General features: G+C 62.1%; 21 protein-coding genes and 4 pseudogenes. 9 read left to right on the top strand and 16 right to left on the bottom strand.

Features of this window, described 5'->3' with window-relative positions; genetic code table 11:
• Positions 1–89: 89 nt before the first annotated feature.
• The 3 genes from ACR9YP_RS01305 to ACR9YP_RS01295 all read left to right on the top strand — a co-directional run bounded on the left by ACR9YP_RS01305 (position 90) and on the right by ACR9YP_RS01295 (position 2,952).
• Positions 90–1,268 carry an MFS transporter gene (locus ACR9YP_RS01305; protein ID WP_474218831.1) on the top strand — a complete coding sequence of 393 codons (1,179 nt, stop codon included), beginning with the start codon at positions 90–92 and terminating at the stop codon, positions 1,266–1,268.
• A 269-nt stretch (positions 1,269–1,537) separates the two neighbouring features.
• Positions 1,538–1,705, top strand: coding sequence for an integrase core domain-containing protein (locus ACR9YP_RS01300; protein ID WP_474220986.1), 168 nt, complete (start codon positions 1,538–1,540; stop codon positions 1,703–1,705).
• Positions 1,706–1,851: 146 nt separating this feature from the next.
• Positions 1,852–2,952, top strand: a complete 1,101-nt coding sequence (locus tag ACR9YP_RS01295) for an alpha/beta fold hydrolase (protein ID WP_474220984.1) — start codon at positions 1,852–1,854, stop codon at positions 2,950–2,952.
• 416 nt (positions 2,953–3,368) lie between these two features.
• Here the strand turns inward: ACR9YP_RS01295 and ACR9YP_RS01290 are convergent, their stop codons facing one another.
• From ACR9YP_RS01290 to ACR9YP_RS01235, 12 genes and pseudogenes are all read right to left on the bottom strand, one after another.
• On the bottom strand, positions 3,369–3,779 hold the full coding sequence (locus tag ACR9YP_RS01290; RefSeq protein ID WP_474218830.1) for a hypothetical protein: 411 nt from the start codon (positions 3,777–3,779) through the stop codon (positions 3,369–3,371).
• 871 nt (positions 3,780–4,650) lie between these two features.
• Positions 4,651–5,562, bottom strand: a complete 912-nt coding sequence (gene copD, locus ACR9YP_RS01285) for a copper homeostasis membrane protein CopD (protein WP_438104503.1) — start codon at positions 5,560–5,562, stop codon at positions 4,651–4,653.
• Positions 5,563–5,564: 2 nt separating this feature from the next.
• A complete protein-coding gene (gene copC, locus ACR9YP_RS01280; RefSeq protein ID WP_128936731.1) occupies positions 5,565–5,939 on the bottom strand; it encodes a copper homeostasis periplasmic binding protein CopC in 375 nt (124 codons plus the stop codon).
• 31 nt (positions 5,940–5,970) lie between these two features.
• The gene (locus ACR9YP_RS01275) at positions 5,971–6,264 is read right to left on the bottom strand and encodes a hypothetical protein (RefSeq protein WP_370987901.1); all 294 of its coding nucleotides are present in this window, start codon (positions 6,262–6,264) and stop codon (positions 5,971–5,973) included.
• 132 nt (positions 6,265–6,396) lie between these two features.
• Complete coding sequence (locus ACR9YP_RS01270; protein WP_438104506.1) at positions 6,397–6,852, bottom strand: cytochrome b/b6 domain-containing protein; 456 nt, start codon at positions 6,850–6,852, stop codon at positions 6,397–6,399.
• A gap of 51 nt (positions 6,853–6,903) precedes the next feature.
• Positions 6,904–7,719 (bottom strand): FAD:protein FMN transferase, encoded by an 816-nt coding sequence (locus ACR9YP_RS01265; RefSeq protein ID WP_438104508.1) that lies wholly within the window; start codon positions 7,717–7,719, stop codon positions 6,904–6,906.
• Between the two features lie 2 nt (positions 7,720–7,721).
• Positions 7,722–8,177, bottom strand: a complete 456-nt coding sequence (locus ACR9YP_RS01260) for an FMN-binding protein (protein WP_370987904.1) — start codon at positions 8,175–8,177, stop codon at positions 7,722–7,724.
• A gap of 18 nt (positions 8,178–8,195) precedes the next feature.
• A complete protein-coding gene (locus ACR9YP_RS01255) occupies positions 8,196–9,059 on the bottom strand; it encodes a DUF6662 family protein (RefSeq protein ID WP_370987905.1) in 864 nt (287 codons plus the stop codon).
• A gap of 780 nt (positions 9,060–9,839) precedes the next feature.
• Positions 9,840–10,481, bottom strand: a pseudogene (locus ACR9YP_RS01250) (thermonuclease family protein); the annotation flags it as partial.
• 306 nt (positions 10,482–10,787) lie between these two features.
• Complete coding sequence (locus tag ACR9YP_RS01245) at positions 10,788–11,282, bottom strand: hypothetical protein (protein ID WP_474218829.1); 495 nt, start codon at positions 11,280–11,282, stop codon at positions 10,788–10,790.
• Between the two features lie 195 nt (positions 11,283–11,477).
• Positions 11,478–11,822 (bottom strand): hypothetical protein, encoded by a 345-nt coding sequence (locus ACR9YP_RS01240; protein ID WP_474217814.1) that lies wholly within the window; start codon positions 11,820–11,822, stop codon positions 11,478–11,480.
• A pseudogene (locus tag ACR9YP_RS01235) lies at positions 11,822–12,625 on the bottom strand (IS5 family transposase); the annotation flags it as partial. The gene ACR9YP_RS01240 and the pseudogene ACR9YP_RS01235, both read right to left, overlap by 1 nt.
• Before the next feature lie 106 nt (positions 12,626–12,731).
• Here ACR9YP_RS01235 and ACR9YP_RS01230 point away from each other — a divergent pair.
• The 3 genes from ACR9YP_RS01230 to ACR9YP_RS01220 are packed head-to-tail and all read left to right on the top strand — an operon-like array spanning position 12,732 to position 15,031.
• Positions 12,732–13,592: a tyrosine-type recombinase/integrase gene (locus ACR9YP_RS01230; RefSeq protein ID WP_249757261.1), complete on the top strand. Its 861-nt coding sequence runs from the start codon at positions 12,732–12,734 to the stop codon at positions 13,590–13,592.
• Between the two features lie 9 nt (positions 13,593–13,601).
• Positions 13,602–14,795 carry an IS91 family transposase gene (locus ACR9YP_RS01225; RefSeq protein WP_474218828.1) on the top strand — a complete coding sequence of 398 codons (1,194 nt, stop codon included), beginning with the start codon at positions 13,602–13,604 and terminating at the stop codon, positions 14,793–14,795.
• Positions 14,792–15,031: a hypothetical protein gene (locus ACR9YP_RS01220; RefSeq protein WP_474218827.1), complete on the top strand. Its 240-nt coding sequence runs from the start codon at positions 14,792–14,794 to the stop codon at positions 15,029–15,031. Before ACR9YP_RS01225 ends, ACR9YP_RS01220 begins: the two co-directional genes overlap by 4 nt.
• A gap of 143 nt (positions 15,032–15,174) precedes the next feature.
• Here the strand turns inward: ACR9YP_RS01220 and ACR9YP_RS01215 are convergent.
• A pseudogene (locus ACR9YP_RS01215) lies at positions 15,175–15,462 on the bottom strand (transposase); the annotation flags it as partial.
• 167 nt (positions 15,463–15,629) lie between these two features.
• Between ACR9YP_RS01215 and ACR9YP_RS01210 the strand changes: the two are divergent.
• The 3 genes from ACR9YP_RS01210 (at position 15,630) to ACR9YP_RS01200 (ending at position 20,755) form a co-directional block, all read left to right on the top strand.
• Positions 15,630–18,686 carry an ATP-binding protein gene (locus ACR9YP_RS01210; RefSeq protein WP_474218826.1) on the top strand — a complete coding sequence of 1,019 codons (3,057 nt, stop codon included), beginning with the start codon at positions 15,630–15,632 and terminating at the stop codon, positions 18,684–18,686.
• Between the two features lie 326 nt (positions 18,687–19,012).
• On the top strand, positions 19,013–20,230 hold the full coding sequence (locus ACR9YP_RS01205; protein ID WP_370987908.1) for an OpgC domain-containing protein: 1,218 nt from the start codon (positions 19,013–19,015) through the stop codon (positions 20,228–20,230).
• Positions 20,231–20,266: 36 nt separating this feature from the next.
• Positions 20,267–20,755: a DUF2059 domain-containing protein gene (locus ACR9YP_RS01200; RefSeq protein WP_438104515.1), complete on the top strand. Its 489-nt coding sequence runs from the start codon at positions 20,267–20,269 to the stop codon at positions 20,753–20,755.
• Between the two features lie 16 nt (positions 20,756–20,771).
• Here the strand turns inward: ACR9YP_RS01200 and ACR9YP_RS01195 are convergent, their stop codons facing one another.
• The 3 genes and pseudogenes from ACR9YP_RS01195 to ACR9YP_RS01185 all read right to left on the bottom strand — a co-directional run bounded on the left by ACR9YP_RS01195 (position 20,772) and on the right by ACR9YP_RS01185 (position 25,726).
• Positions 20,772–21,884: an ABC transporter permease gene (locus tag ACR9YP_RS01195; protein WP_438104516.1), complete on the bottom strand. Its 1,113-nt coding sequence runs from the start codon at positions 21,882–21,884 to the stop codon at positions 20,772–20,774.
• A 2-nt stretch (positions 21,885–21,886) separates the two neighbouring features.
• The gene (gene rbbA / locus ACR9YP_RS01190) at positions 21,887–24,661 is read right to left on the bottom strand and encodes a ribosome-associated ATPase/putative transporter RbbA (RefSeq protein WP_474218825.1); all 2,775 of its coding nucleotides are present in this window, start codon (positions 24,659–24,661) and stop codon (positions 21,887–21,889) included.
• A pseudogene (locus tag ACR9YP_RS01185) lies at positions 24,658–25,726 on the bottom strand (HlyD family secretion protein). The gene rbbA and the pseudogene ACR9YP_RS01185 overlap by 4 nt, the downstream one beginning before the upstream one ends.
• Positions 25,727–25,772: the final 46 nt, after the last annotated feature.

Here is a 25,772-nt window from a genome sequence, read left to right as displayed (position 1 = left end):
CGAGCGGCTGTTCCTTTTTAGGCAGCGATCTCGATAGTTCAACAATCATTGAACCCGCTTCTAATCTGATTTGGGCTTTGGAGGACGACATGACCGTGGTGTTCTGGCTGGCCCTGGCGGCCTTCGCGATCGGGACCGAAGCATTTGTGATCGCTGGACTGCTTCCAGCAATCTCGGCCGATCTGCAGATTTCGGCCCCGGCCGCTGGCCAACTGGTCACGGCTTACGCGCTGGCCTACGCCATCGGCTCCCCCATCCTGGCAGTGACCTTCAACAATATCGACCGCAAGACGGTGCTGACGCTCGCCCTGTCCTGCTTCATCCTCGGCAACCTGCTGGCGGTCGCCGCGCCCGGCTTCCCGGTCTTGATGGCGTCCCGCATCCTGATGGCGTTGGGCGCGGGTCTTTGCACACCGACCGCACTCGGGGTGGCGGTCGCGATTGCGCCGCCGGAACGGCGTGGCCGCGCAGTGGCGCTGGTGACCTCTGGCCTGACGGTTGCGACCGTGCTCGGGGTTCCGATAGGCACCTGGATCGGCAATCAGATCGCCTGGCGCGCCACCTTCATCCTGGTCGCCGCACTCGGCGCCATCGCGCTCACCGGCCTGTTGCTGCGGCTGCCGCGCGGCCTGCCCGCGGGCACCGCGACCTTCCGCGAACGCCTCGCTGTCGCGAGGCAGCCGGACGTGCTCTATGCGCTCGTCACCACGACGCTCTGGGCCACCGGCGGCATCAGCGTCTTCACCTATCTCGCCGTCCCGCTGCGGGCGATCGGCTTCAGCCCAAGCGAGATCAGCCTCGCTTTGCTCGTGTTCGGCTCGGCCGCCGCGATCGGCAACATGCTGGGCGGACATCTGGCCGACCGACTCGGCACGGCCCCTACCTCCATTCTCGGCCTCGCCAGTGGCGCGATCGCCCTGATGCTTTTCTCGGTCACGCTGAAGCTCGTTGCCGGCTCCGATCACGCACGCTATCTCGTGCTGCTGCCGATCTTCCTCTGGGGCATCTCCGGATGGTGCTTCTATCCCGCCCAGATCGCGAGCATCATGCGGAGTGTGCCACAGGCGGCGACGATCGCCCTCTCTCTCAACGCCTCCTTCATGTATCTGGGCTTTGCCTTCGGCGGTGCGCTGGGAGGCATTGTGCTGACGACACTGGCTACCGCTGATCTTGGCTGGGTCGGCGGCCTCGGCGTCATCGCCTCGCTGATGGTGCTTTTGGTCCGGGAGCGGCGGGAACGGCTCAAATTGGTTAAAATTGCCGGTTGATGGGGTCTTTAAAGGGGGCTTCGCGGCCGCAGAAACTGCTTCAAATTCACGACCCCCGCTGTTTGCCAATATCGCTCAGTGGGCCGCGGCATTGCGCTCCTCGCGGCGCGCCTGCGCCAGCTTAATCAGAGCATCGATGACGAGCCGGCCTTCGGATTTAGCTTTTTCCTTAGTGTCAATCCGTAGAGCGAAGTCGCTCTTCGCGCACATCGTCGACGACAGCCCGATCCCGAGCCGCTCGCGCTACGCCGCGAAACTGCGCCTAAGGTATTGCTGTCGATGAGGCGAAAAGAGATTTTTGTCGGAGCCAGAATACTATTGTCGAAAGCTTCAACGGCCTGCGCGACAAGTGTCTCAACGAGCACCTGTTTGCCAATCTCAATGAGGCTCGCCAGATCATCGAAAAATGGAGGATCTACAACACTATCCGAGCTTGAGCGAAGATCAAATATCTGGGAGCAGCTACGAAAGTAGCGCACAATTAGTATTATGATCGTAATCCAAAGTACTGCGCATAGCCCGCAATAGAAAGATTCTTATGAAGCCAACACGTGTTGTTGCAACTGCTGTTCTCGGTTTCTTGGTGTCCGGGACGTTGTCGTCGGGCTCGACATTTGCCCAGTCTGCGTCGCCTGCGGTTCCGTCCCCTAGGGAGCAACAGGCGAATGCGGCGGCCGGTCAGTCGGATGCTCACTTTGAAAATTATACCTTCAGAGACGGAGAAAAGTTGGACCGCGTGAAGATCCACTATGCGACCCTCGGCAAGCCACATCGGAACTCTCAAGGCGACATCGACAATGCCGTGCTGGTGCTGCACTGGACCGGCGCAGATAGTCGCGTTCTTTTAAGTCCGACTTTCACTCGGGCGTTGTTTGATCCGGGGCGGCCGCTCGACGCCAGCCGCTACTACTTGATTTTTCCTGATAGCGTAGGCCACGGGCAATCCAGCAAGCCGAGCGACGGCCTGAAAGCCAAATTCCCCAACTACGGCTACGGCGATATCGTCGATCTCCAGCACAGGCTTGTCACGGAGACCCTCGGCATCAAGCATCTCCACGCCATTCTCGGCATATCGATGGGCGGTATGAATGCGTGGCAGTGGGCGGAGGCCTATCCCGGCATGATGGATGGCGTGATGCCGGTGGTGTCTCTGCCGATACCGGTCTCCGGGCGCAACCTGCTATGGCGGCGGATGGTGATTGATGCTGTTCGTTCTGATCCCGATTGGAAGAGCGGAGACTATACGACTACACCGCGCGGCTGGGTCGTCGGTTACAATATCCTTCGGATGATGATCGACAGCGTTTCCGCTCTCCAGCATGAGTTGCCCAATAGCGAGTCGGCGACGAAATTCCTCGATGGCAACCGCCTGAGCGCTGAGCACGTAGACGCAAACGATATCCTCTATTCGCTTAAGTCGTCCTTCAGCTACGATCCGCAACCGGGCCTTGCCAAGATCAAGACGAAGCTTTTCGCGCTCAATTTCTCCGACGATGAGTTCAACCCTGATCGCCTACAGGTTCTCCAGACCACGGTTCCGAAGCTCGAACAGGGCCGCTTTGTTGTTGAGCCTGGGACGGACTCATCGCCCGGCCATTTCACTATGACTCGGCCGGATCTTTGGGGGCAGCACGTCGGCGATTTCATGCGCTGGCTGGGTGACCCGCCCCCAGCGGCCAATTAGCGGCGGCTATGCTGCTATTATGTCTGCATCGAGTTTAGAGCAGACCCTCAGGGCCAAACCGCAGCCTCGTTCGGATGCGCCGTGTCGACATCGTCGATTGACACGTTCCGCCCGCAGGTTCCCGCTTCAGTGATAGAATCCAGCATGTCGCTCGAATTCCAGTTACGAAAATGCCGCCGCCTCTACGATCGGAGAAATTCTAGGCAGATTGGATCTAGAGAAGTAGCTTATCTACATCGGCGACGACGTGATCGTCGATGGTCGCGTCGACATGCGACTTGCGCAGCCAATCAGTCGCCTGGGTACATGGACTACGCTACCCTAGGCGACATCTTTGCGATGGAGCGGCCGAGCGTGCCGCGGTAGCGGTTCTCATCCATGATGAGCCTCCGTCGCGCAGGATGTCGGCCAAACAATCACCGAGTCGCCGATGGTTCGGTGTCGCGTTCATCTACCAACGCGCCGCTGATGTGCCCTCCGGTAGGAAAATAGGGCTTCCGAAATAGTGGGTCTAGCAATGTAGCGGGCCCTCGCCACCAAATCTGCGATTTTGCACGACCGGTGCAGCCGCCTATGGCTTGCGTCGCTCGATCAGCACTATCCAGTAGCGCTTTCACCTGATCACTCGTCGGCTCCAGATTCATGGTCGCGCGCGTCCCAGCCAGACTCAGCGTAAAGCGAACGTCGTCGTTCCAATCGGTGACAGGCGCAGCGATCGATACGTATCCGACCAGATCCGAGCGGATTATGGTGGTATAACTTTTGCGCTTTAGCTCGCGCTTGGCGTCCTCTCTAAACTTCTCGATTTCGGGCTTGCTACCGAACACGCCGTTCCATTCCTTTTGAATGAGGCGGCGTTGTTTGCGGCGAAGGGAGGCACGCTGCGTAGATCTTTCCTGCTGCAGATGTCAGCATTGGAATCAAACGGGTCCGGAATTCAAACGAGCTTCTTTGTTCACCATCCTGCTAATGCTCCGCAGGGGTGATCTTTGGGAACCTGCGCCGAGCAGCTCACATACGAAAACAGGCACTCTGACGCCTCATCTTGCCCGCGCATCAGCTACCCTCCGCCCCGATTCAACAGGACAAGGGAATCACAATCACAGCCGATCCGCGATACTTTTTCCGCAGCCTGCTAAAGGACCTCGTTCTCGTCTAGGAAACCGCAACGAATTGAGCCGAACGAGCGTGAACAAATGCGACCGAATCACTTGCGTTCGCGACACAGGGATCAAATCGCGACTTGAACCGAGTGTCGGTATCGGTGGTTGCGCCTCCCCGCAACCAAATTCGGATTGACCGGATCCGATATGAAAATGGCCCGCTTGAAGCGGGCCGTTTTTGTTTTGGGGACGATCGCCATCAACGGCCAGTACCTCCCGCTCAGGTCGTTCAGCAGCGCGGCGACGAGCCCGTGCCGAACTCGGCCGGTTTGGTGAGGCTTCGCGGCGATCTCGATCTCAGGCTCAATTAAGTGCACTCTCACTGTAATTCAGACTTTGGCCGGCAAACCGTTCCTTGAAAACGATGGCTAAGCCCGCCGCGCACGATCGATTTAAGAGTCGGTCGAGCGAGATGCCGATGCATCGCGGAAGGCGGCGCCCTCACAATGGGATCAACTCTTGTGCTGCAGCAAATGTGCATTGTCTTTCGCGCTCGGAATCGGGGGCCTGCCATACGCCGTCGGTGCGTGAAGGGCTATGAGGTGGCAGCAGGTTCAGTGACGCCCAGAAAGCTAACGATCAGGATGATAGCTAGACCAAGGCTCTGTTCCGCAACCGCGTTGATCAGGAGTTTGCGAAGGCCGCGTTTCGTGTCCGCTGTACTTGACTCCAGCAGGGTGGGGACGACGAAGAAGCGATTGAAACCGGCAAACGCAACCATGGCGGAAAAGAGTAGAAGCTTTAGCAGAAGCAATTGGCCGTACGTTGTCGTGATCAGGTTCGTGAACGAGCCCACAAGGAACCAGGAGTTGATTAGACCGGATACGACCAAGATAGCGACGGCGGCATAGCCCATAACCGAAAAACGCAACGCAGCTTCGCAAGCATCGCGCTCGGCTTCTTTGTTACCGCGAAAGGACGCGACCACGAGGTCAAGCAAACCAACGAGTCCGCCAAGCCATGCACCTGCTCCAACAAGATGGAGAGAGTCCGACAGGGTGTGCACTGCTCTAGCTTCGCTATCTTCGATTTGCGTGTGCCCGACGCCCGCCAAACTGCCCAGCAGAATTGCGCATATTGCGAGGAGGAGCAGCTCAAGCTTCTTCGACGGACCTCTCACGAGCAATGTAAGGGTAGTACCTATCGCCGCAATCGCCGCTCCGAGACGCAGGAATGCGACGGCTCCAAAGGACGTATCCGTCAGCACGAACCGGGCCGTTTCCCAATTCGCGCCCCCTCCAGTCATGCTGATCGTCACGCCGATGAACCACAAAATGCCGCTGGCAAGGATGAGAAGTGAAACCGACAGCGAGATTGCCAGCCCGCTGGTGCCCCCGTCGCGACTTGCCGCTCGCGGATAGGCGTAGAAAGGAAACAGCACTAAGCCAAATAGGACGAGGGACGTCGCGTAATGCACGAAGCGGACGAGGACGAGCCATAGCTCCACGACTAGTTGCCGATAGTGAAGGTGTATTCGCCCTTGACGCGATGGGTGTCCTCAGAGACCGCGTGCCATATCACCCGGTACTTACCCGCCGGCAATGGCGCATCGAGAGGCACCACAAGCTGCTTCTTGTCCTTCAGGTCGACCGCCGGGGTACCTGTAGCAATCGACTTGCCACTCTCGTCCCGCAACTCCAGGCCTGAAAATTTGGCAATAACTCCTTCCGAGAAGTTCAGGCGGATTTCCTTGGTCGTGGGCGCGGCGCGCTCTATGCCATCCGACGGTGGAGCAGAGGATGTGAGCTTAGGATGAGCCATTGCTTCGGTCGCAGCAAGGGCGAGGCCGATGCCCGCGCTGATGGCTAAAAGTCTAGCGCGCATATTTCATTCTCCTCGCCTCGAAGCTACGTGGCTACCATCCCCAACTGCGGTAATTGGGATAGTAATAATTGTAGCGTGGCCGATAATAGCTGTAGTCGCCGCGATCCTCATGATAGCCCCCGTGCAAGTCACGGAGGGCGCGGTGATAGGCGCGATGCTCGGCACGGCTCTCAAACCCTTCCTCGTGGGCCCGTTCATGGGCTTCGCCTAGCTCGTCATGAAATGCGCGGTGTCCATTGTACCACTCGTCATGGGCAAGCGCCGGTACTGTGGAAAGTGCTGTAAAGGAAAATGCAGTGGCCAGAAGTGCACTCTTCAGTTTCATGACAACTCTCCCAATTCTAAGAGGCGATACGAGGAACCTATTCCGGGAAAAATAGGCATTCGCGCTTGAATGAATGCTGAACCAAGTTTGACGGGAAAGAGACAGGGTTCTGGGTTCCAAATCGAATGGAATTCACTGCGAAAGCGCTTCGGTGCGTCGGCCAGTGGTTGCGGATGCGACGCGACTCTCGCTCTCCGCCGCGCCATCCCGAGATGATATCGCGCTGTCCGCGCTGCGCCTGGCCGTTGCCGCAAGGAGTGCATGGATAGGAAACAACGCCATGCATGCAATCCCGATGGCGATGTGGATCCACCGGGCCGGCTCCCGCGTTTGTTCGCCCCCGTAATAGAGCACGAGACCTGTCATGGCGAGCAAGGCAAGCATGGCCAGCGTGGTGCCGCCGGTCCATCGCTTGCGGCGCCGGTGCCAGCCCGACCGCACGTGCAACGGCAGCAGCGAGCCGATTGCGATCAAAACTGCATAGGCCGAGATGCCGTGGAGCATCAATAGCAATCGTTCGGATTCACCGGGCTCGGCGTCGATGAGGTCGTGCAGAACGAACCAGGCGGCGCCGGTCAGCGCGACCACCGCGGTTGCGGTCCAGACAGCGCTCTTTTGAACAAAGCCGAGGCGCATGGATCAGGCCGCCATCGACTGGAGATCACCGCCGCTGATGAAAGCCGTCGCGCCGAAGCGACCGAAGCAGGGATGCTGCGGCTCGCCGCTCTGGACCAGAATCTTTGTCAAAGCGTCCGCGACGATGCAGCTTGGTGCGACGACCGAATAGGCTCGTCTGTCGGTTGTGGAGTCCGGCGATTCCAGCGCTCCGTTCCGGCCGACAGTGGCGAAGGAGGAGGAGGTCGCGATGGCGCCGTTGCGCAAAAGTCCGGCCTGCAGCAAGCCCCGGCCTGGAACGTGCACATGGATCGGCTGGTCGATCTCGCCCATGACGCGCAGATCGCCGCCGGCGTTGACGGTCGCGCATCGGACGCCCGCAGCGCGAAGCGAGGCGACGGCGCGATCCACCGCGTAGCCCTTGGCGATTCCGCCAAGGTCGATCGCCACCGCTGCCGCCAGACGCACGGACCGATCTTCCGACAGGCGGACTGCGCTGAAGTCGCCCTTACAGACATGGTCGAGGTCGTTGGACGGCAGCAACTCGCGGCGCATCAGCTCGAAGCCGACCGCGCAGTCGAACAGGCCGTTGCTTGCTGCATGAAACGCTGCCGCGTGACGCAGAACCCGCGCCGTCCAGGGATGGACTGTCACGGGCTTTCGGAACGCCGTGCGGTTGATGCGTCCGATGTCGCTACCTGCATCGTGGAAGCTCATCAGACGCTGAACCAGCAATACCGCCTCGAAGGCGCGGGCAATCGCTCGTTCAGCGTCGGCTTGCGCGATGCCGTCGACCTCGATCTCCACGATCGTGCCCAGCAGCGGTCGTGCGCGCCTCATGGCTACTGCCCCCTCAGACTCTGGTACTGCCCGACAACACGTCTCACGCCATCGGTAATGTGCTTGCACGACAAGGTCGCGCCGCTGATGTTCTTGATATCGATATTGAGCTGCAGCGGCGAGCTCGCGCTCTTGCCTATGAATTGCGAGCGCCACGAGGCCTCGCGAACCTCGTAGCCATAGGATTCGTTGTATTCGAGGATTTCGATATGCTTGACCGTGCCGCCGGCGGTAATGCCGACGGCATATTTAATGTATTCGTGCTTGCCGAGCACGCGGTCGATCACGACGATCCCGCCCGAGGAGGCGCGGAAAACTCCCGCCCTGCCGCCGGGGGAGAACGATGCGCCGGGAAAGATCGCCTGCATCGCCTGCTGTTCACTCATATACACGGTGGCGCCAGCCGGCGCGATCAGAACGATCGCTGCCGGCGCGGTGAGGAGTGGTGTCCACTTCATACTGCCTGCCTCGAAACGTCATTTCACAGCGAACGGCACGCCGAGGCGGAACATCACCTCATCGCGCGCGTGCTCGTCGCCGTAGATGCGTCCGTGCTTCACCACCGATGCCTGGTCCTCGTTGTAGGTGATCACCATCGGCAGTTGGTGCCGCCAGGCCAGCGTCCACCAGAATTCCTTCTGGCCGTAGTGGATGACGGGTCCGGCAAAGAACGCGGAATGTTCGGGATTGTTGAACCAGTAGCCGGTGAACTCGTTGTGGATGCGAGTCTCGAAGCCGATCATCCAGTTCGGCATCACCAGATAGGACATGCCGAAGGTCACGTCGATCGGCGAAGCTCTTTCGATCGAGCCGTCGGCGTAGACCTCGCGCTCATGCTTGCCCATGATATTGATCGCGGCAATAAGGCGATCGTCCAGGAAGTTCTTCTGCAAGATCACCCGCCATTCCAGCTCCTTTTCTTTCGGCCCGATCTCCGGCTCGATGTAGAGCGCAAGCCCGATCGGATCGGTCACGGGATTGAGAACCTGGTAGATCGCCTCGAAGGAAACCGAATCGAAGCGCGTCTTCTCGTAACGCGAGTACGGGTCGAAGGAAGCATCGAGAAACTGAGTCACGCCCGGTCCGCCCGTAGTCCCGTCGAAGCCGTTGCGGAAGGCGTTGGCATAACTCCAGTTGAAATAGCCGGAAATCTGCAGCTGGTTGGTGAGGCCGTATTCGATCTCCTCCTTGTTCTGCATGAAAAAATACTGCCCCTGCGACTGCCCGGCCTGCATGAACGATTTGTGTTCGTATTCAAACGTGCCCTGCGGATGCACATCGGCGGTGTAGATCCAGCCGAACGGTGATTCCCCTGCACGCGCCTGAAAAGCGGTCAGCATCACAGCTGCCGCGCATATCGGTCCCACCAAACGCTTCACTGTCGTCCCCTTCAAAGAAAAGCCTGTGGGACTCGGCCTACAGTGACACACGAAGGTGTGACAATACGCCTCAGCTCGGAATCGATCTAAACTCGTCCAGCGCCTTCACTCGCGGGATGCTCGGCGTCATTTCGCAAGGCTTCGGGAAGAATAAGTAAGTGAGCAGTAAGAACAGCTTACTCTCTATGCGCTTTCTTCCCGATTTTTGGTTGGAGCGATTCTAGTTTTGACAAATTCTAATCGAGGGTCGGATCTGTTGTACTTGTCGTCAGGGGGCACGACGTGCCGACGTCTTCGCAAGACGCCGCGTGAAGCGGGCCACTTCTGTTTGGTGGCTCCTGCGCCTCAGAATTTCGTAACCACCTTCCCATCCGCCCCCACCAACGTCGACGGTGCCTCCCCAAACACCAGCCCCTCCGGCTGAAACTTGATCGTCTTCCCGCCCTCGACGAACTCCGCAAAATTCCGTGGCGTTGCCGAGTGCACGCCGTTGGCCAGGAAGTCGTCGATCTCGTAGCAGGTGTCGGGCTTGCCGCCGGAGCCTTCGCTCAAAAACTTCTGGAAGGTCCGGCTCGTCACCTTCGCCTTCTTGCGCGCCGACCAGTTGGTGTAGCGGCGATAGAGTTTTGGCGGGATCACCGGGCCCTTGTCGGTCGCGAGCACGGCGGTCTCGCCAGCCCTGGGCTCGCGCAGGTCGAAGTCGAAGGCGCCAATCGTCTTGGCGAGATGCTTCCAGACCAGCAGCTTCTTGGTTCGCGCGGTCTTGGCGAGCGCGAGGAAAGCCTTGATCTCCTCCTCGTTCATCGAGGAGTAGAATGTCGGATAGGCAAAGCCCTGTTCGACCAGCCAGTGGTTGATGTCGATTGTCTCGCCTCCGACCGTCACCTCGATGTCGCCGACCAGCCTTCCATAGGTGTCGAATACCTCGTTCGGCGCATCGACATGGGTGAACACCCGGCAGGGGAGCGTAGCTTCGCCGGCACTGCCAAGGAAATCATGCAGCGCCTTGCTCGCGGTGGCGCCGAGGAATTGCCGGTAGGAATGGGTGACCTCGTGATAGGCCTGCTTCTTGGCCTCCGTCAGCCCCTTCTTCTCGGCGGTCGAGAGTGGCGACGGCTGATAGTGCAGCTCCGGCGCGTCGATGCCCTGCAGGCGGACGGTGAGCTTGCCGTTCCTGATCGGCGCCGTTGCGGTCCGGCCCTTGACCTTGGCGCCCTCGAAGACATGGGTCGGCTGGAATGGCGAAGAGTCGTTCTTGCGGAAGCGGATCGCGTCCGGCGCGATGATCACCACCACCTTGGTGGTGTCGGCGTCCGACCGCCCTTCCGGCCAGAACTGGCCGACATCGATCGTGCCTTCGACCTCCAGCAGTCCAACGGGCATCGGCCGCTCCTGTCACCGCGCGCGACCATCGACTTCTGAGGAAGCGATTCGCGCGCACAATGAGGAGCAACAGATCATCTTCGTGCGACAGTCCCATGGCGGCAGGTGGGACAGGCGCGACGCGGTCGCGGCGACAGCTCTCGACTTACACGAGGCTGACAACGCGGTTCTCGCGGGGGATGAGTTCGAAGAGGCAGAGCGACGGACGGCAGCCTCTAGGCGGATGGCATCGGTCGCAACAAGTCGCGCCCGCGCCTGTCGCGCGGGGGCGGCAATGGGTTCTTGAACTAAGAACGCTTCTGAAGATCACGATCTGTACGGACAGACCATCGTCAGATAGAGCAGCGTCGGAGCCTTGTCCTCGCCATTGCCGTATTCCCACTCCAGCCGAATCTCGTGTCGGTGGGCATAGGCGTCGCTGGCCGCGTGGGTGATGATGTCGGTCTTCATCGGGATCGGCGGCTCGGAATTGAAGCATTTCCGGACGCTGGCATCGAGCAGATCGCATCGGGTCAGAGGGATGACGCCGGGCTCGTCGTTGGACAGCGGCGTGCAGTTCGGCTGGGTACTGAGATCGACGCGGGCCCGGCCTTTCTCCTTGTGCCAATACGCTGCGCTCCCCTCCGGCCATCTGCCGGCCGGCGTCAGGATCAAATGGTACTGGCCGTACTCAAGGGTCGGCAGGTGGATGTCCGGCGAGGCCTTGAGAAGGTCCACGCTCCTCTGCATGTTTTCCAGAGGGAAATAATTGTCATTCATCAAATCTTTGAACGGCTTGTCGTTGTAGGTTCTAGTGCCCATCGCCCCATTCCCGTTTATGACGTCGCTGCCCCGCGAAAATTATGTGATGCTGCAATACTCGCCGCTCCAGCGGTGCCCTGGCGCAGCAAAAACTCTTGCTTCATTACTGATCGACTCTGGCAAAGTACCATCGGGGGCTGTGCTTCGTCCAGCAAGGCAGCCGAGTCGCAATGCCCTAGCAGGCTGTTGAAGAACTCAGCCGCGTTCGCAAACGAAGCCTGACTCCTCGCCATTGTGGATGTAGAACTGGCCGACGAGCCTGCCTGCAGTGCCGATCATGACCCATCCGCGACCGCAGACGGGATCATTCTCGTCGTGCCCTTCCCATGAGAACTCCGCGCAGGCCGATCCGTCGCGGGTGCCGTAGCGCACGTTCAGGAAGCCCTTGAGAGCCCCAAAGGCGATTTCGCCATTGGATTTGCCCTGGAAGGTGAGATGCGCCTCTTCGACAAGATCGAGGAAGTCGCTGTCCCAGTTGTCCATTTCGACGATGCGCCAGCGGCCGACAAAGGCCTTGGCGAAGCCGGGCACCTTGGCCATCAGCCGGTCTCCGCGATCAGCTTGGGCAGCCGCACCAGATTGTAGGCGGTGGCAGCGAAGGTAAAGGCCCATGCGACGCGATCACGGCCACGGAAGCGGGTCTTCTCTTGCCCGGCGACCGTCTTGATCCAGCCGAAGGCCTCCTCGATCCGTTTGCGGATGCGCTGACTGACGGCATAGCCGCCGTGCCGGGTCGTTCGTCCGTCAATCGCAGAACTACGGCCGCTGGTGTTCTGTGCAACATGCGGCGTCACGTTCATCGAGCGCAGTTCGTTGACGAAGTCTTCTGCATCGTAGGCTTTGTCGGCGCCAAGCGTGATCGCTGTCGGCCGGTCGGCACGAGGTTCGATCATGTGCAGCGCGGCCACCCGCTCGGCATGCCCGTCGGCCTGCGTCAGGCAGGCGTCGACCAGCAGGCCGTGGCGGTTCTCCATCAGCCCGTGCCCGATGAAGCACAGTTTCGTCTCCTTGCCTTTGCCCTTGCGGTAGAGCCTGGCGTCCGGATCGGTGGTCGACGTATGGGTGTCGTTCGAGCGTTTCTGGCCATGGAAGTCCGCATCGGCATTGCGCCCGCCTTGCGCCGGCGGCTCGTCCGAGCCGTCCTTGGGCTTGACGCTCTTCATCGAGGCCCAGGCCTCGATCAGCGTGCCATCAACCGAGAAGTGATCGCTCGATAGAAGCTTCTTCACCTTGAGCTGTGCCAGCACCGCCGCCAGGAACTTGGCCGCGATGTCGCCTTCCAGCAGCCGGTCGCGGTTCTTCGAGAACACCGAATGGTCCCAGGCGGCGTCGTCAACGCCGATTGAACGAACCCGCTACGCGGGAGTGGAGGCAAGCCTGCTGTACTGAGGTGTCCTGTCTGAGAGGATGTTGGTCTTCGCACCACCCCTCTCAAGACAGGAGACCCAGATGGCTACGATGAGCCCTCTTCGGCAGCGTATGATCGAGGACATGACGGTCCGCAATCTGTCGCCGTCGACTCAGCAATCCTATATCTATGCGATCGCAAAGTTTAGCCGCCATTTCGGCGACGCCCCGGACCGGTTGAGTTTCGAGCAGGTCCGTGCCTACCAACTGCACCTCATCGGCCAAAAGCGTTCGTGGTCCCACATCAATCAGGTGGCCTGCGCGCTGCGGTTCTTCTACGGCATCACACTCGGGCAGACGGAGGCATTCGAGCGGATCATCGGCGGCCAGAAGCCCGACAAGCTCCCCCTCGTGCTTAGTGCCGAAGAGATCGAGCGCTTTCTGGACGCGGTTACAGGGGTGCGCAACCGCGTCGTGCTGGCGACGGCTTATGCGGCTGGCTTACGGGTTAGCGAGGTCGTACGCCTGAAGGTGAGCTCGATCGACAGCAAGCGAATGTTGATCCACATCGAGAACGGCAAGGGCGGCAGAGATCGTTACGCGATGCTTTCTCCTCGGCTGCTGGATATTCTGCGTGCGTACTGGACGCGAACACGGCCGGGGCTGTGGCTATTTCCAGGCCAAGACCCAAGCGAACATGTCAGCGTCCGCTGCGTCCAGGCGGCCTGCCGCGCCGCCCGCCGACGCGCTCGGATTGCCAAGCCGATCACTGTCCACACGCTCCGGCACTCCTTTGCGACTCATCTCCTGGAAAGCGGGATCGACATCCGCATCATTCAGGTCTTGCTCGGACATGCCGACCTCGGATCGACCGCCCGCTACGCGCAGGTTGCGACCAATCTGCTCGCTCGCACGACCAGCCCATTCGATGGGCTCTCCATCACGGTGATCCCACCCCACTAAGCCGCGCATATGCGCCCCGTGCTTGAGGTGGCGGACATCTTCCGCCGCCACGGCGCTGCGTTCCGTACCGCGCAGGGCTCTCGGCTCACATCCGACCAGCGCCGTGTGATGGCAGCCATCGAGGCGTGCCGCACAGCGACGCTCGGCGGCCATGTCGAGCGGTGCGACGACTGCGGCCTGGTTCGCGTCGCGTACAACAGCTGTCGCGATCGGCACTGTCCAAAGTGCCAAGGCCTCGCGCGCGCCCAATGGCTCGCCGATCGCCAAGCCGATCTGCTGCCGGTCCCCTATTTCCATGTTGTCTTCACCGTGCCGGCGCCAGTAGCCGCTATCGCGCTGCAGAACAAGGCGGTGGTCTACGACATCCTGCTCAAGACGGCGGCCGAGACGATCCGTCTCATCAGCGCCGACCCGAAGCATCTCGGTGCCGAGACTGGGATGATCGCCATTCTCCACACCTGGGGGCAGACCCTGACGCATCATCCGCATGCCCATTGCCTCGTGCCGGGCGGCGGGATTGCCCCTGATGGAAGCTGGGTTGGCTGCCGCTCCGGCTTCTTCCTTCCCGTTCGCGTCCTGTCACGATTGTATCGTCGGCTATTCCTGGAGCGCCTCCAGGCGGCGTTCGATAGCACCAAGCTCCAGTTCTTCGGCCACCTCGACCACCTGAGTGAAGCGGCTGCATTCGCCCGCCATCTAAACGCCCTCCGCAAGGTCAAGTGGGTCGTCTACGCCAAGCGTCCCTTCGGCGGACCAGAACAGGTTCTGGCGTATCTCGGGCGCTACACCCATCGCGTTGCGATCGCCAACGGCCGGCTCATCACCTGTGAGCAGGGCCACGTCCGCTTCCGGTGGAAGGATTATCGCGCCGGCAACAAATCCAAAGTGATGACGCTCGAGACTGACGAGTTCATCCGTCGCTTTCTGCTCCACGTATTGCCGAAGGGGTTTCGCCGCATCCGTCATTTTGGCTTCCTGGCGAACGCCTGCCGCGTCGCCAAACTCGCGCGCATCCGAGCGGCGCTAAAGGCGCCGCAACCACCTCCGCCTGCCGAAGCTGTCGACTATCGTGAGCGCTGCGCCATCCTCATTGGTCACCGCCTCGACTTGTGCCCCATCTGCGGAGGCCGCATGGTCGAGATTGGGCCTGTGCCGCGTGCGCAAACGCCGCGACGCGCAGCACCTCGCTGCGATACATCATGACCGACTACCTCGACTTGTTCGCTCCCACTGCAGGCATCGCCATGCCGACGTTCTCCGTCGGAACGATCAAGCACGCTCAGAACGCGCGGCGAACGGGCGATAGTCAGCCGCTTGGGCTTGACGCGCCGTTCGACGCTATCGACGCCGGCATCCTCTGCTGCCAACATCAGCGGCAATCTGCGGCCACACTCGCTCGCGGGCCCGACATCGGGTCAATCGCGCCTACCGGCGCCTAGATCGAGCCCCCATAGGTCCTCGCTCACAAGACGCGGCTTCGTTCAATCCAGCTTCAAATAGGTCCCGCGCTGGACTTGCGGCGAGATCTGCGACGCGGGACCTATTTGAACCCTCCAGTATTGGACCTATTTGAACCCTCCAGTATTCCGACGAACCAGCGGAACAGCAGGTCGTATTCCAGCCGCTCCATCAGAAGCCGCTCGGAGCGGATCGAATAAAACGCCTGCAACAGCATCGCCCGCAGCAGCTTCTCCGGCGGGATCGACGGCCGCCCAATCGGCGAATAGAGCGCGGCAAACTCCCGCTCCAGCGCCGACAGTGCCTCGTTCACCATCGTCCGGATCGTTCGCAGCGGATGATCACGACGCACCCGCGCCTCCAGGTCGACGTAGCTGAACAGCTCGCCCGTTCGATTGTCGCCGCCGCGCACGCACCACCTCCGAATCTCGTCGGAGCCAATGAATCACGGTCGCCGGTCGGCGGCGAGCGCCTTTTTCAACAGCCTGCTAGGGCTCATTGATAACAAGTCTTCGACTGGTAATCTAAACGCTCGCCGGGGATGGCCGGCTATCTTCCCGGGACATTGAAGGCACTCGGATGCACTGTTTGACGTGTCAGTCGACGATCGATTCGGATGATGGTCGGTGTCCGAAATGCGGTGCCATGGTCCATCGGCGGGAAGATCCTGAGAGCGAGCGCAGGTTCGTAACTATTCTCCGCGCCGATGTGATCGATTCGACAGGCTTGGTCGCCGAGCTGGAGCCGGAAGAGGCCGTCTCGCGGCTTGAGCCAGCACTTGCAGCCATGCGAGGCGCGGTGCGCCAGTTCGGCGGCATCGTCAGCAAGGAGTTGGGGGACGGGCTGGCCGCTGTATTCGGTGCACCGATCGCCGACGACAATCACGCTCCGCTCGCCTGCCACGCCGCGATCGAACTGGTCCGGCGCGTCGTCGGCCTTGGTGATCCCAGACTTCAGGTTCGGGTCGGTCTGCACTCCGGTCATGTCGTCACCTACATGGTCGCGAGCGAGTTTTCCAAGGTTTACGAGATCGGCGGCGTCGCGCAGCACCTCGCTGCGAGGCTGGAATCGGCAGCCGAGGCGAACCAGATATTCGTGTCCGAGGCCTGTCAGAAGCTTGCGGAAGGGCACGTCCGTTTCGACTTTCTCGGTCGCAAGGCGTTGCGCGGATTCAATGAGCCGCTTCCGGTTTACCGGCTTCTGGGCGCGAGTGATCTTTCGAGCTGGCGAGTGCGGCGCGCCCGCAGCGTCTCGCGGTTCGTCGATCGCACGACGGAGCGGGCGCTGCTGTGGCGCGCTGCGGAGAAGGTTGCGACAAGCCGACAGACCGTTCTGCTGATGGGCGACGCCGGCATTGGAAAGTCGCGGCTCGCACATGAGTTCGCCCAGGACCTTCGAGCCGGTGGCTGGCGGTTGATCGATACCGAGTGCAGCCCGAATCTCCAGGGTGCCCCCTACAGCGCCCTCAAGCGCCTGTTGCTGTCGGTCTTTGATGCAGCTGCGAGGGACCAGACCAGAACGGTCGATCCCAGAGACGCGTTGCCGGTGGTGCAGCAACGAGCCATCGACGCGGTCCTGGACTTACCGATATCCGATCCGCAGTGGGACGAATTGGAGCCTCACGCGCGCGGTCGCGCGATTGCAGACGCGAGCTGCGCGATCGTCGAGAGCATCGCTCGTCGCCAGCGCACGGTCCTCCTGATCGAAGATCTGCACTGGATCGATCGGGCCAGCGACACGATTGTGGCCACCCTTTCCGGACTGCAAAGCCCCGATTTGCTTGTGCTGCTGACAACGCGGCCCAACGGAATGCCGGTGTGGATCTCAAGTTGTCACGCGGAGATCGTGGCGATGCGGCCTCTCGACGACGATTCGGGCCTAGCCATGCTTGCGGAGATGCTTGGCCCCGCCACCTCGAATGCGGACCTGAAGAATCGGATCATCTCTCATACCGCCAACGTTCCGCTGTTCATCGAGGAGGTCTGCCGCAATCTGAAGGACAGCGGCCTGCTTCTTGGCCAGTGGGGTGACCTTTCCCTTGCGCGTCCTGTGGACGAGCTCGGCATCCCCAGCAGCATTCAAGGTGTGATCGCGGCACGGCTCGATCGCGTGTCTCGACAGGAAAGGTCACTTCTTCAGATCGCCGCGGCGCTTGGATCCCGGGCCAACCAGGCCACGTTGCGGAAAGTGGCAGCCTTGCCGGAAGACGTCCTGCAGGATTGCCTCGCCGCACTCGACCGGGCCGAACTGCTGGTCAAGATCGACAGTGAGTTGGAGGATTCGCTCGAATTTCGCCACGAGATGGTCAGGCAGGTGACCTACGATTCGATGGTCGAAAAGGTGCGCGAAAGCATCCATGCCAGCATACTTGCCGCCCTTGAGAGCGACCAGGCATGGGCCGATGGCCCGGACACGCTCTGCTATCACGCGACGCGGGCGAAGGATTGGCGGAAGGCGTTTCGCCACGGCAGGGAAGCCGCGCAAAAATGTTTGGCGCGCTCGGCGTTTACCGATGCCGCCAATTATTTCGTGATCGCGATGAACTCTCTGGACAGAACGGATCTCACCCGTTCACGGGAGGCAAATGCCATCGACCTCCGGCTAGAGGCGCGTTTGGCGTTCATGGCATCCGGACAGGTATCCGACTGGCTGGATCATGGAAAGGAGGCCGAGCGGCGGGCCAGCGCAATCGATGATATCGAGCGCAAAGTTGCCGCGATGACGGTCGCTGCTGCCGCTCAAAACTTCTACGGTACCCCTGCCGAGGCGGTTGCGATAAGCGAGGATGTAATCGTCCTTGCGAAGGAGTGGGGCAATCTGGGTTGGCTGAATGCCGCCGAATACGGTCTCGGGCAGGCTTATTTTCTCGCCGGACGCTATCAGGGGGCCGAGCAGGCGTTTGCGCGCGTCCGTACCCAGTTGCAGGGGCCGGATGCCAGCCCACCGATCGGCACGCCCCCGAAATATACCCTTCTCCTCTGTTGCATGATGAAGAGCCTCACCCACACCGTGATGGGCGAGCTCGACGTCGCCGAGCAGCTCCAGCAACAGGCCGCCGCGATCGCCGAGGAGACCGGCCGCCCCTACGACCGCGTCGCGGCCGCCTATAGCGGCGGATGGCTGAAGCTGGGGCAGAACGATCCGGCGGCGGCCGCTTCCATCCTCGAGGGCGGCTTTGTCCTCGCGCAGAAGCACGGCATCCGGCTGTTCGTGCCGGTGCTCGCCTGCCATCTCGGCATGGCCTATCTGGACCAGGGCCTGTTCGAGCGGGCGCGGGGCATGCTGACCGAGGCGCGCGAGGAGGCGAAGGCGGTCGGCTATACCTCGGCGGTGCTGCGCAGCTCGATCTACCTGGCGCTGGCTACCTACCGCCTCGGCGATGTCAGGGGTGCGCAGAACATGCTGCGCGAGGCGCGCAACACGGCGCGCCAGCAGGGGTTTTCGGGCCTTGAGGCGGAGGCCCTGTTTGGCGAAGCCGTGGTGACGCCGGCGTCCAGCACCGAAAGCAGAGCGGCCATGCTCGCTTCCTTGCGCGCCGCCATCGCGATCGCCTCCGAGAGCGGCGCGCTGCCGCTCCGGCACAAGGCCGAGGCGATGCTAGGCGAGATGCTTGCCCAAGGCGATGAGCTCACCTGAACCCTCATCTGTTGGGCGTGCGATGGTACTGTCGTGTCGGTTTTTCTGCCCGACGGGTCAATTAAATATTGCAATTGATACAAAGGCTTAGCACGACGCTTCTACTGTGCATGGGGTTGTTTTTTCACATTTTTGCAGGCTCCGTCATCGTCCAGTGCAGAGGACGGCATGCCCGCGTCTCCGCCCGATGACAAAGTCTCTTGCGCGCGCAGCAAGGTCGGCTACCGTTGGTACTAGCCGCAGGGCCAGGTGACTTTTGGTTTCAATTTCTAGCATCCGATTCTCCGGCGCCGCGATGGCGCGACGCCCACCGAACGAGGCGGGCCATGATTACACGGGACCAGTCAGCACTTTTGGCGCCGGTCGAGCGCGACCTGCGGCTCGATCTGTTCCGCGGCATCGGTCTGTGGATGATCTTCCTCGATCACATCCCGCACGACGTCGTGGCCTGGCTGACGCTGCGCAACTACGGCTTCAGCGACGCCGCCGAGTTCTTCGTCTTCATCTCCGGCTATCTGGTCGGCTGGATCTATGGACCGATCGTCGCGGGCGGCTGGTTTCTCGCCGCGGCCAAGCGGCTGTGGCGGCGCGCGGCCGAGCTGTATGTCGCCCACATCATGCTGTTCCTGCTGTTCACGGCGCAGATCGCGCGCACCGTGCGTCGCTTCGACAATCCGATGTACGAGCACGAGTTCAACGTGTTCAATTTCCTGGCGCATCCGGACGAGCTGATCGGGCAGGCGATCCTCCTGAAATACAAGCCGGTCAATCTCGACGTGCTGCCGCTCTACATCACGCTGGTGCTCGCCTCGCCCTTCATCGTGTGGTGCCTGGTGCGCCGACCGAACCTGACGCTCGCCGGCTCCGTCGTGCTCTACGTGCTGTCGCGCTGGTTCGACTGGAACATCGCGTCCTATCCGCCCGGTACGACCTGGTATTTCAATCCGTTCTGCTGGCAGCTGATGTTCGTGTTCGCGGCCTGGTGCGGCATCGGCCAGATCGACAAGATCGCGACATGGGTGTGGTCGAAGGCGGCGATGGGGCTGGCCGCAGTCTGGCTGATCTTCGCGCTGCTGATCGTGATGACCTGGCACGTCCCTGCGCTCGAGGCGCTGATCCCGAAATCGATGATCAAGGCGATCTACCCGATCGACAAGACCGATCTCGACATGCTGCGCTTCACGCATTTCCTGGCACTGGCGATCTGGGTGACTCATTTCCTCTCGCGCAAATGGCGGGCGCTGCATTCAACATGGCTGCGGCCCGTCATCCTCTGCGGCCAGCATTCGCTGCCGATCTTCTGCCTCGGCGTGTTCCTGTCGTTCTCGGCGCACTGGATCCTGACGCAATACACCAAGGGCGTCTGGGAGCAGCTCGCCGTCTCCACCGTCGGCATCGTCATCATGGTCGGCGCGGCCTGGCTGCTCGGCCGGGCTGAACGCGTGCCGAAACTGTTCGTGAAGGTGACGGAGGTCGAGGAGGCCGACACCGCATTGGACAACGCGCCGGCCGTGAGCGCTGCCGCCGCGCCTGCGAGCCGCTGAACGCACCGCGCCGCCTTGCATTCTCACGGAGGGTCCATGTCCAGACGTTTGTCGACAATCGCCGGAATCTTCCTGCTCCTCGTCTGCGGGGCGTCGGCCCAGGCGCCGTCACCCGAGGCGATGACCGCAGCGCGCAAGCTCGTGGTCGCCTTGAAGATCGCGGATCAGTACCGCACGCTGCTGCCGCAGCTCCTGCTCAAGCTGAGGCCCGTGGTCGCCCAGGACAGGCCGGAGATCGAGCGCGACTATGACGCGATGACGGCCCCTGGCTCCGAGATCTACGCCCCGTTCCTGGCATCGATCATCGACCAGGTCGCCGCGCTCTATGCCGCGAGCTTCACGGTGGATGAGCTGCGCCAGATCGAGGCGTTCTATGCCCAGCCGGCAGGGCAGAAATTCCTGGCGAAGTCGGACGCGCTGGCGCAGGCTGGCGCCCAGATCGGCCAGGACGTCAGCCTGAAGGCCGCCGACGAATTGAAGCAGCGCCTGATCGAGGCGCTGCGCCAGAAGGGCCACAAGCTCTGAACCGCGCGACTGCGGGCTAGGCCAGAAACGCGCGGAAACGCCGCAGCGCGATCACGAAGAAGATGCCACCGATCAGCGTGAGCGCGACGAGCTGCGGCCACACCGCCTCGAGGCCGGCGCCGCGGAACAGGATCGCCTGCGCGAGCATCACGAAATGCGTGTTGGGCGCCGCCAGCATGATGTCCTGGACGAATTGCGGCATGCTTTCCCGCGGCGTCATGCTGCCTGAAAGCGTCTGTAGCGGCAGCAGGATCATGATCAGCAGCAGCCCGAACTGCGGCATCGATCCGGCGACCGTGGCCAGGAAGATGCCCATGCTGGTGGTGGCGAACAGCTGCAGCGCCGCGCCGAGCAGGAACAGCGCCAGCGAGCCGTCGATCGTGACCGCCAGCCATCCCTTCACCACGAAGCCGATCGACAGGGCGGAGGCAACCAACACCGCCGCTCCCATCGACCAGACCTTGCTCACCATGATCTCCAAGGGGGTAACCGGCATCACCAGGAGGTGCTCGATCGTGCCATGCTCGCGCTCGCGGATCAACGCTGCGCCGGTCAGGATGATCGAGAGCATGGTGACCGAGGTGATCACCTGGTCGATGGCGCCGAACCATGACTTCTTCAGCTCGGGGTTGAAGCGCGCCCGCAGCGCCAGCTCGATCGGCGGCGTCTGCGCATCACGGGTGTGTGCCAGAAACTCCGCGACCTCCGCGCTGACGATCTGTTCGACATAGCCGCCGCCGTTGAACGCTTGCGAGATTCGCGTGGCGTCGACGTTGAGCTGGATGGCTGGCGACTTCCGCGCCAGCAGATCGCGCTGGAAGTCCGGCGGGATGTCCAGCGCGAAGGTGTCGAGGCCGGCATCCATCCTCCGGTCCATCTCGTATTGCGAGATCAGGCGCGGCTTGGAGAAATAGGGCACGGTGAACGCCATCTCGATGCGGGTCGAGACTGGCGAATGATCCTCGTCGACGATGGCGATCGCGGCGCGGTTCAGGGTCTCCGGCAGCGCTCTTGCTCCGGCATAGACCGCCAGCGTGAAGGAATAGACGATGAGTACGAGCAGCATGGGGTCACGCACCAGGCCGCGCAATTCCTTGATGCCGAGCTGGAGCACGTTGTCAAAGCGCATGGTCAGCGGGCCTGTTTCTTCAGCAGCACAGCCCCGGCCGCCACCAGCACCGGAACCGTGACGGCGAGCGCCAGGAGATCGTTGTGAAGGGTGTCGAACCCCAGGCCCTTGGAGAAGGTGCCCCGCGAGATCGTGACGAAATAGGCAGTAGGATAGAGTCGCCCGACCAGGGCGCCTAAGCCCTGGAGCGATGAAACGGGATCGATCAGCCCGGAATATTGGATGGCCGGGATCAGCGTGATCAGGACCGTGCCGAACAGAGCCGCGATCTGGCTTTTCATGAAGGCCGAGATCACGAGCCCCAGGCCTGTTGTGGCCGTGACGTAGAGCAGGGCGGCGAGCGCATAGGTCGCAAAGCTGCCGGTGAAGGGCACGCCGAAAACGGCGAGCGCAAAGCCGACGAGCAGGAGGAAGTTGCCGAATGCCAGCAGCACGTAAGGCAGCTGCGTGCCGAGCAGGAATTCCAGCCGCGTCACCGGCGTCACATAGAAATTGACGATCGAGCCGAGCTCCTTCTCGCGCACGACCGCGAGCGCCGCCAGCACCGCCGGGATCATGACCAGCAGCAGCGGGATGATCCCGGGTGCCATGGCGACGACGCTTCTGACGTCTGGATTGTAGCGATAGCGCAGCTGGAGCTGGTAGGAGCCGGCGATCGCCGCCTCGCCATAGAGTTCGCGGCCCTTCTGCGCCAGCCAGGTGGCGTGAATCGCTTGGGCGTAGGAGCGCAGCGTCTCGGCGCGGGTCGGGTTGGCGCCGTCGACCCAGGCGCCGATCTCGACACGGTGGCCGCGGCTGACGTCGCGGCCGAAGCCGTGCGGCAATTCGATGGCGAGGCCAATCTCGCCGGCGCGCATGCGGCGGTCGAGGTCGGCATAGTCGCTGATCGGTGGCTTTTCGGTGAAGTAGCGCGATCCCGCGATCTGGAGGCTGTAGTCGCGGCTGATGGCGCTGTCGTCGCGGTCGAGCACGGCGAAGGTCAGGTTTTCGACGTCCAAGCTGATGCCGTAGCCGAGCACGAACAGCAAGAGCACGCTGCCGAGAATCGCGAGCGTGGCGCGGATCGGATCGCGCCGCAGCTCTAGCGCTTCGCGCCGGGAATAGGCGAGCATGCGGGTCGGATTGAATGTCGCACTGCGCTTGCGCGGGAGCGCCGTGGCCGTCGCCGCCGGCACGGGCGATGTGACTGCCGGCTGGCCGGCCGAGTCCCGGGATTCGGCGATCGCTTCCTCCAGACAGGCGATGAAAGCCTGCTCCAGCGTGTCGGTGCCGCGCGCGGCCACGATGGCAGCGGGCGTGTCCGACGTCAGCACCTTGCCTGCATGCATCAGCGAGATTCGATCGCAGCGCTCGGCCTCGTTCATGAAGTGGGTCGAGACGAAAATCGTGACGTTGTCCTCGCGGGAGAGCTCGGCCAGGATCTTCCAGAAGCGGTCGCGGGCAACCGGATCGACGCCAGAGGTCGGCTCGTCGAGGATGAGGATATCGGGCGCATGGATCATGGCGACCGCCAGTGACAGCCGCTGCCGCAAGCCGAGGGGCAGCGCGTCGGGCAGAGTATCGGCGACATCGGCGAGATCGAACCGGATAATCATCTCGTCGATGCGCGCGGCAATAGTGTCCGCCGGCAGCTCGAACAGCCGCGCATGCAGGTCGAGGTTTTGTGTGACCGTCAGCTCCGAATAGAGCGAAAAGCCCTGCGACATGTAGCCGATGCGCCGCCGCACCGACATGTCGCGGGCATCGATCGCCTTGCCGAACAGGCGCGCGTTGCCTTCGCTGACGGGCAAGAGGCCGGTGAGCATCTTCATGGTCGTGGTCTTGCCGCACCCGTTCGAGCCGAGAAAGCCGAAGATCTCGCCCTTCCTGATGCGGAAGCTGACGTCGTCCACGGCGACGAAGTCGTTGAACCGCCGGGTCAGGTGGTCGGCCTCGATCGCGATTTCGTCATGATCGTCGTTGCGTGGAGGGATGACGACACTGGTGTGATGGCCGCGATCTGCCTCCGGCAACAGACGGATGAACGCCTCATCGAGCGTGTCGGCGCCGGTCTGTCCCTTCAGCGCGACCGGGGTTCCCGTCGCCAGCACGCGGCCGGCGTTCATCGCGACCAGGACGTCGAATTGCGCGGCTTCCTCCATATAGGCGGTCGAGACGATCACGCTCATGCCAGGCCGGCTGTCGCGGATCGAGGCGATCAGTTCCCAGAATTGACGTCGAGACAAGGGATCGACGCCCGTGGTCGGCTCGTCCAGGATCAGAAGCTCGGGATCGTGAATCAGAGCGCAGCACAGGCCCACCTTCTGCTTCATACCGCCGGAGAGTTTTGCGGCGGGGCGGTCGGCGAAGGCGGTGAGCCCGGTATCGCGCAGCAGGCCCGCGATCCGTCTGCTTCGTTCCGCCTTGTCGTGTCCGAACAGGCGGCCGAAGAAGTCGATGTTCTCGAACACCGACAGCGTCGGATAAAGATTCTTGCCGAGGCCCTGCGGCATATAAGCGATATCGGGGCAGACCGTGCGGCGATGCCGTGAGCTCGCCATGTCACCGCCGAGCACATGGATGCGTCCTTCCTGGATCGCACGCGCGCCCGCGATCAGGGCGAGCAGGCTCGATTTGCCGACGCCGTCGGGACCGATCAGTCCGACCATGCAGGCGGACGGCAGGTCGAGCGTAATGGCATCGAGCGCCCGGGTCTTGCCGTAGTTCAGGCCCACGCCGTCCAGATGCACCACGCTGCCGACGGCAGCCAATGCATCGGCTGTGGCAGTCGCGCTCATCGGGTCAGCTTGATCTTGAGATTGTCGGGCCATTGCGCGGCTGGATCGAACTGCACATAGGCCATCCCGGGCAGGCCGGTCTTCACATGCTCGATATGCTGGCGCAGCAGCTCGGGCGCGATATGCGCCTTGATCCGGAACATCAGCTTCTGCCGCTCCTCCTCGGTCTCGACCGTCTTGGGCGTGAATTGCGCGACGTCAGCGACGAAGGTGGCTCTTGCCGGGATCACATATTGCGGGATGGCATCGAGCACGAGACGAACGTCGGCGCCGATCGCGACGCGGCCGGCCTGCGCCGTAGGCAGGAAGAACGTCATGTAAACGTCGCCGAGATCGACCATGTTGAGGACGCGGCCGCCGGCCGCGAGCACCTCGCCGGGCTGCGACACGCGATACTGCACGCGGCCGTCGCGCGGTGCCTTCAGCACGCTATCATTGATATCGGCGTTGATGCTCTCGATCGCGGCCTTTGCCGCGTCGACCGCTGCTCCCGCATCGATCACCATGGCGCGGGCGGAGCTGATCGCGGCCTCGGATGCTGCGACCTGGGCCTTCGAAGCGGCAAGCGCCGCCTTCGCCGTGGCGTTGGCAGAGCGGTCGTCGTCCAGCACCTGCTGCGACACTGCACTTGTCCTGATCAGCTGCTCGGAGCGATCGAGCTTGCGGCTCGTGGTGTCGAGCTGCGCGACGCGCTGGTCGACAACGGCCTCCGCAGCCTTGCGTTCAGCCTCGCGCTGGTTGACGAGGCTCTTCGCGGTCTCGACATTGATTGACGCGCGCTGGAGCTGCGCTTCGCCCTGGCGGCGCTGGGCCTGCAATTGCTCGGTGTCCATCCGCGCCAGAACTTGGCCCCGCAGTCACGAAGTCGCCTTCGTTGACCAGGATCTCGCGGATTCGTCCCGGCGTCTTGGTGGCGATGTCGATCTCCACCGCCTCGATACGGCCGTTGCCGCGGGCGAAACCCGCGGGAAGTGCATTGGTGTCGCGGTGCTGCCAGTAGAAATAGCCGCCGCCCGCAAGGAGGATGGTGATCGCGGCAATGACGCGGCCGGAAGTGAAGTTCATCAGTCCACCACGCCGCGCAGCGGCGCCCACATGTTGAGACACGAAC

It is taken from the genome of Bradyrhizobium sp. BR14999, assembly GCF_056106085.1.
Note: the sequence above shows the minus strand (reverse complement) of the source record. Positions and strands in the feature narration are given on the sequence as shown.

What these genes read in the sequence shown, in the direction of transcription:
- ACR9YP_RS01240 (WP_474217814.1), bottom strand. Translation starts at nt 11,822, where the DNA reads ATGGCCAAGGTGCCCGGCTTCGCCAAGGCCTTTGTCGGCCGCTGGCGC.
- ACR9YP_RS01260 (WP_370987904.1), bottom strand. Translation starts at nt 8,177, where the DNA reads ATGAAGTGGACACCACTCCTCACCGCGCCGGCAGCGATCGTTCTGATC.
- ACR9YP_RS01230 (WP_249757261.1), top strand. Translation starts at nt 12,732, where the DNA reads ATGGCTACGATGAGCCCTCTTCGGCAGCGTATGATCGAGGACATGACG.
- ACR9YP_RS01210 (WP_474218826.1), top strand. Translation starts at nt 15,630, where the DNA reads ATGCACTGTTTGACGTGTCAGTCGACGATCGATTCGGATGATGGTCGG.
- ACR9YP_RS01225 (WP_474218828.1), top strand. Translation starts at nt 13,602, where the DNA reads ATGCGCCCCGTGCTTGAGGTGGCGGACATCTTCCGCCGCCACGGCGCT.
- ACR9YP_RS01205 (WP_370987908.1), top strand. Translation starts at nt 19,013, where the DNA reads ATGATTACACGGGACCAGTCAGCACTTTTGGCGCCGGTCGAGCGCGAC.
- ACR9YP_RS01195 (WP_438104516.1), bottom strand. Translation starts at nt 21,884, where the DNA reads ATGCGCTTTGACAACGTGCTCCAGCTCGGCATCAAGGAATTGCGCGGC.
- ACR9YP_RS01245 (WP_474218829.1), bottom strand. Translation starts at nt 11,282, where the DNA reads ATGGGCACTAGAACCTACAACGACAAGCCGTTCAAAGATTTGATGAAT.
- ACR9YP_RS01265 (WP_438104508.1), bottom strand. Translation starts at nt 7,719, where the DNA reads ATGAGGCGCGCACGACCGCTGCTGGGCACGATCGTGGAGATCGAGGTC.
- ACR9YP_RS01275 (WP_370987901.1), bottom strand. Translation starts at nt 6,264, where the DNA reads ATGAAACTGAAGAGTGCACTTCTGGCCACTGCATTTTCCTTTACAGCA.
- rbbA (WP_474218825.1), bottom strand. Translation starts at nt 24,661, where the DNA reads ATGAGCGCGACTGCCACAGCCGATGCATTGGCTGCCGTCGGCAGCGTG.
- ACR9YP_RS01305 (WP_474218831.1), top strand. Translation starts at nt 90, where the DNA reads ATGACCGTGGTGTTCTGGCTGGCCCTGGCGGCCTTCGCGATCGGGACC.
- ACR9YP_RS01200 (WP_438104515.1), top strand. Translation starts at nt 20,267, where the DNA reads ATGTCCAGACGTTTGTCGACAATCGCCGGAATCTTCCTGCTCCTCGTC.
- ACR9YP_RS01255 (WP_370987905.1), bottom strand. Translation starts at nt 9,059, where the DNA reads ATGCTGACCGCTTTTCAGGCGCGTGCAGGGGAATCACCGTTCGGCTGG.
- copC (WP_128936731.1), bottom strand. Translation starts at nt 5,939, where the DNA reads ATGCGCGCTAGACTTTTAGCCATCAGCGCGGGCATCGGCCTCGCCCTT.
- ACR9YP_RS01220 (WP_474218827.1), top strand. Translation starts at nt 14,792, where the DNA reads ATGACCGACTACCTCGACTTGTTCGCTCCCACTGCAGGCATCGCCATG.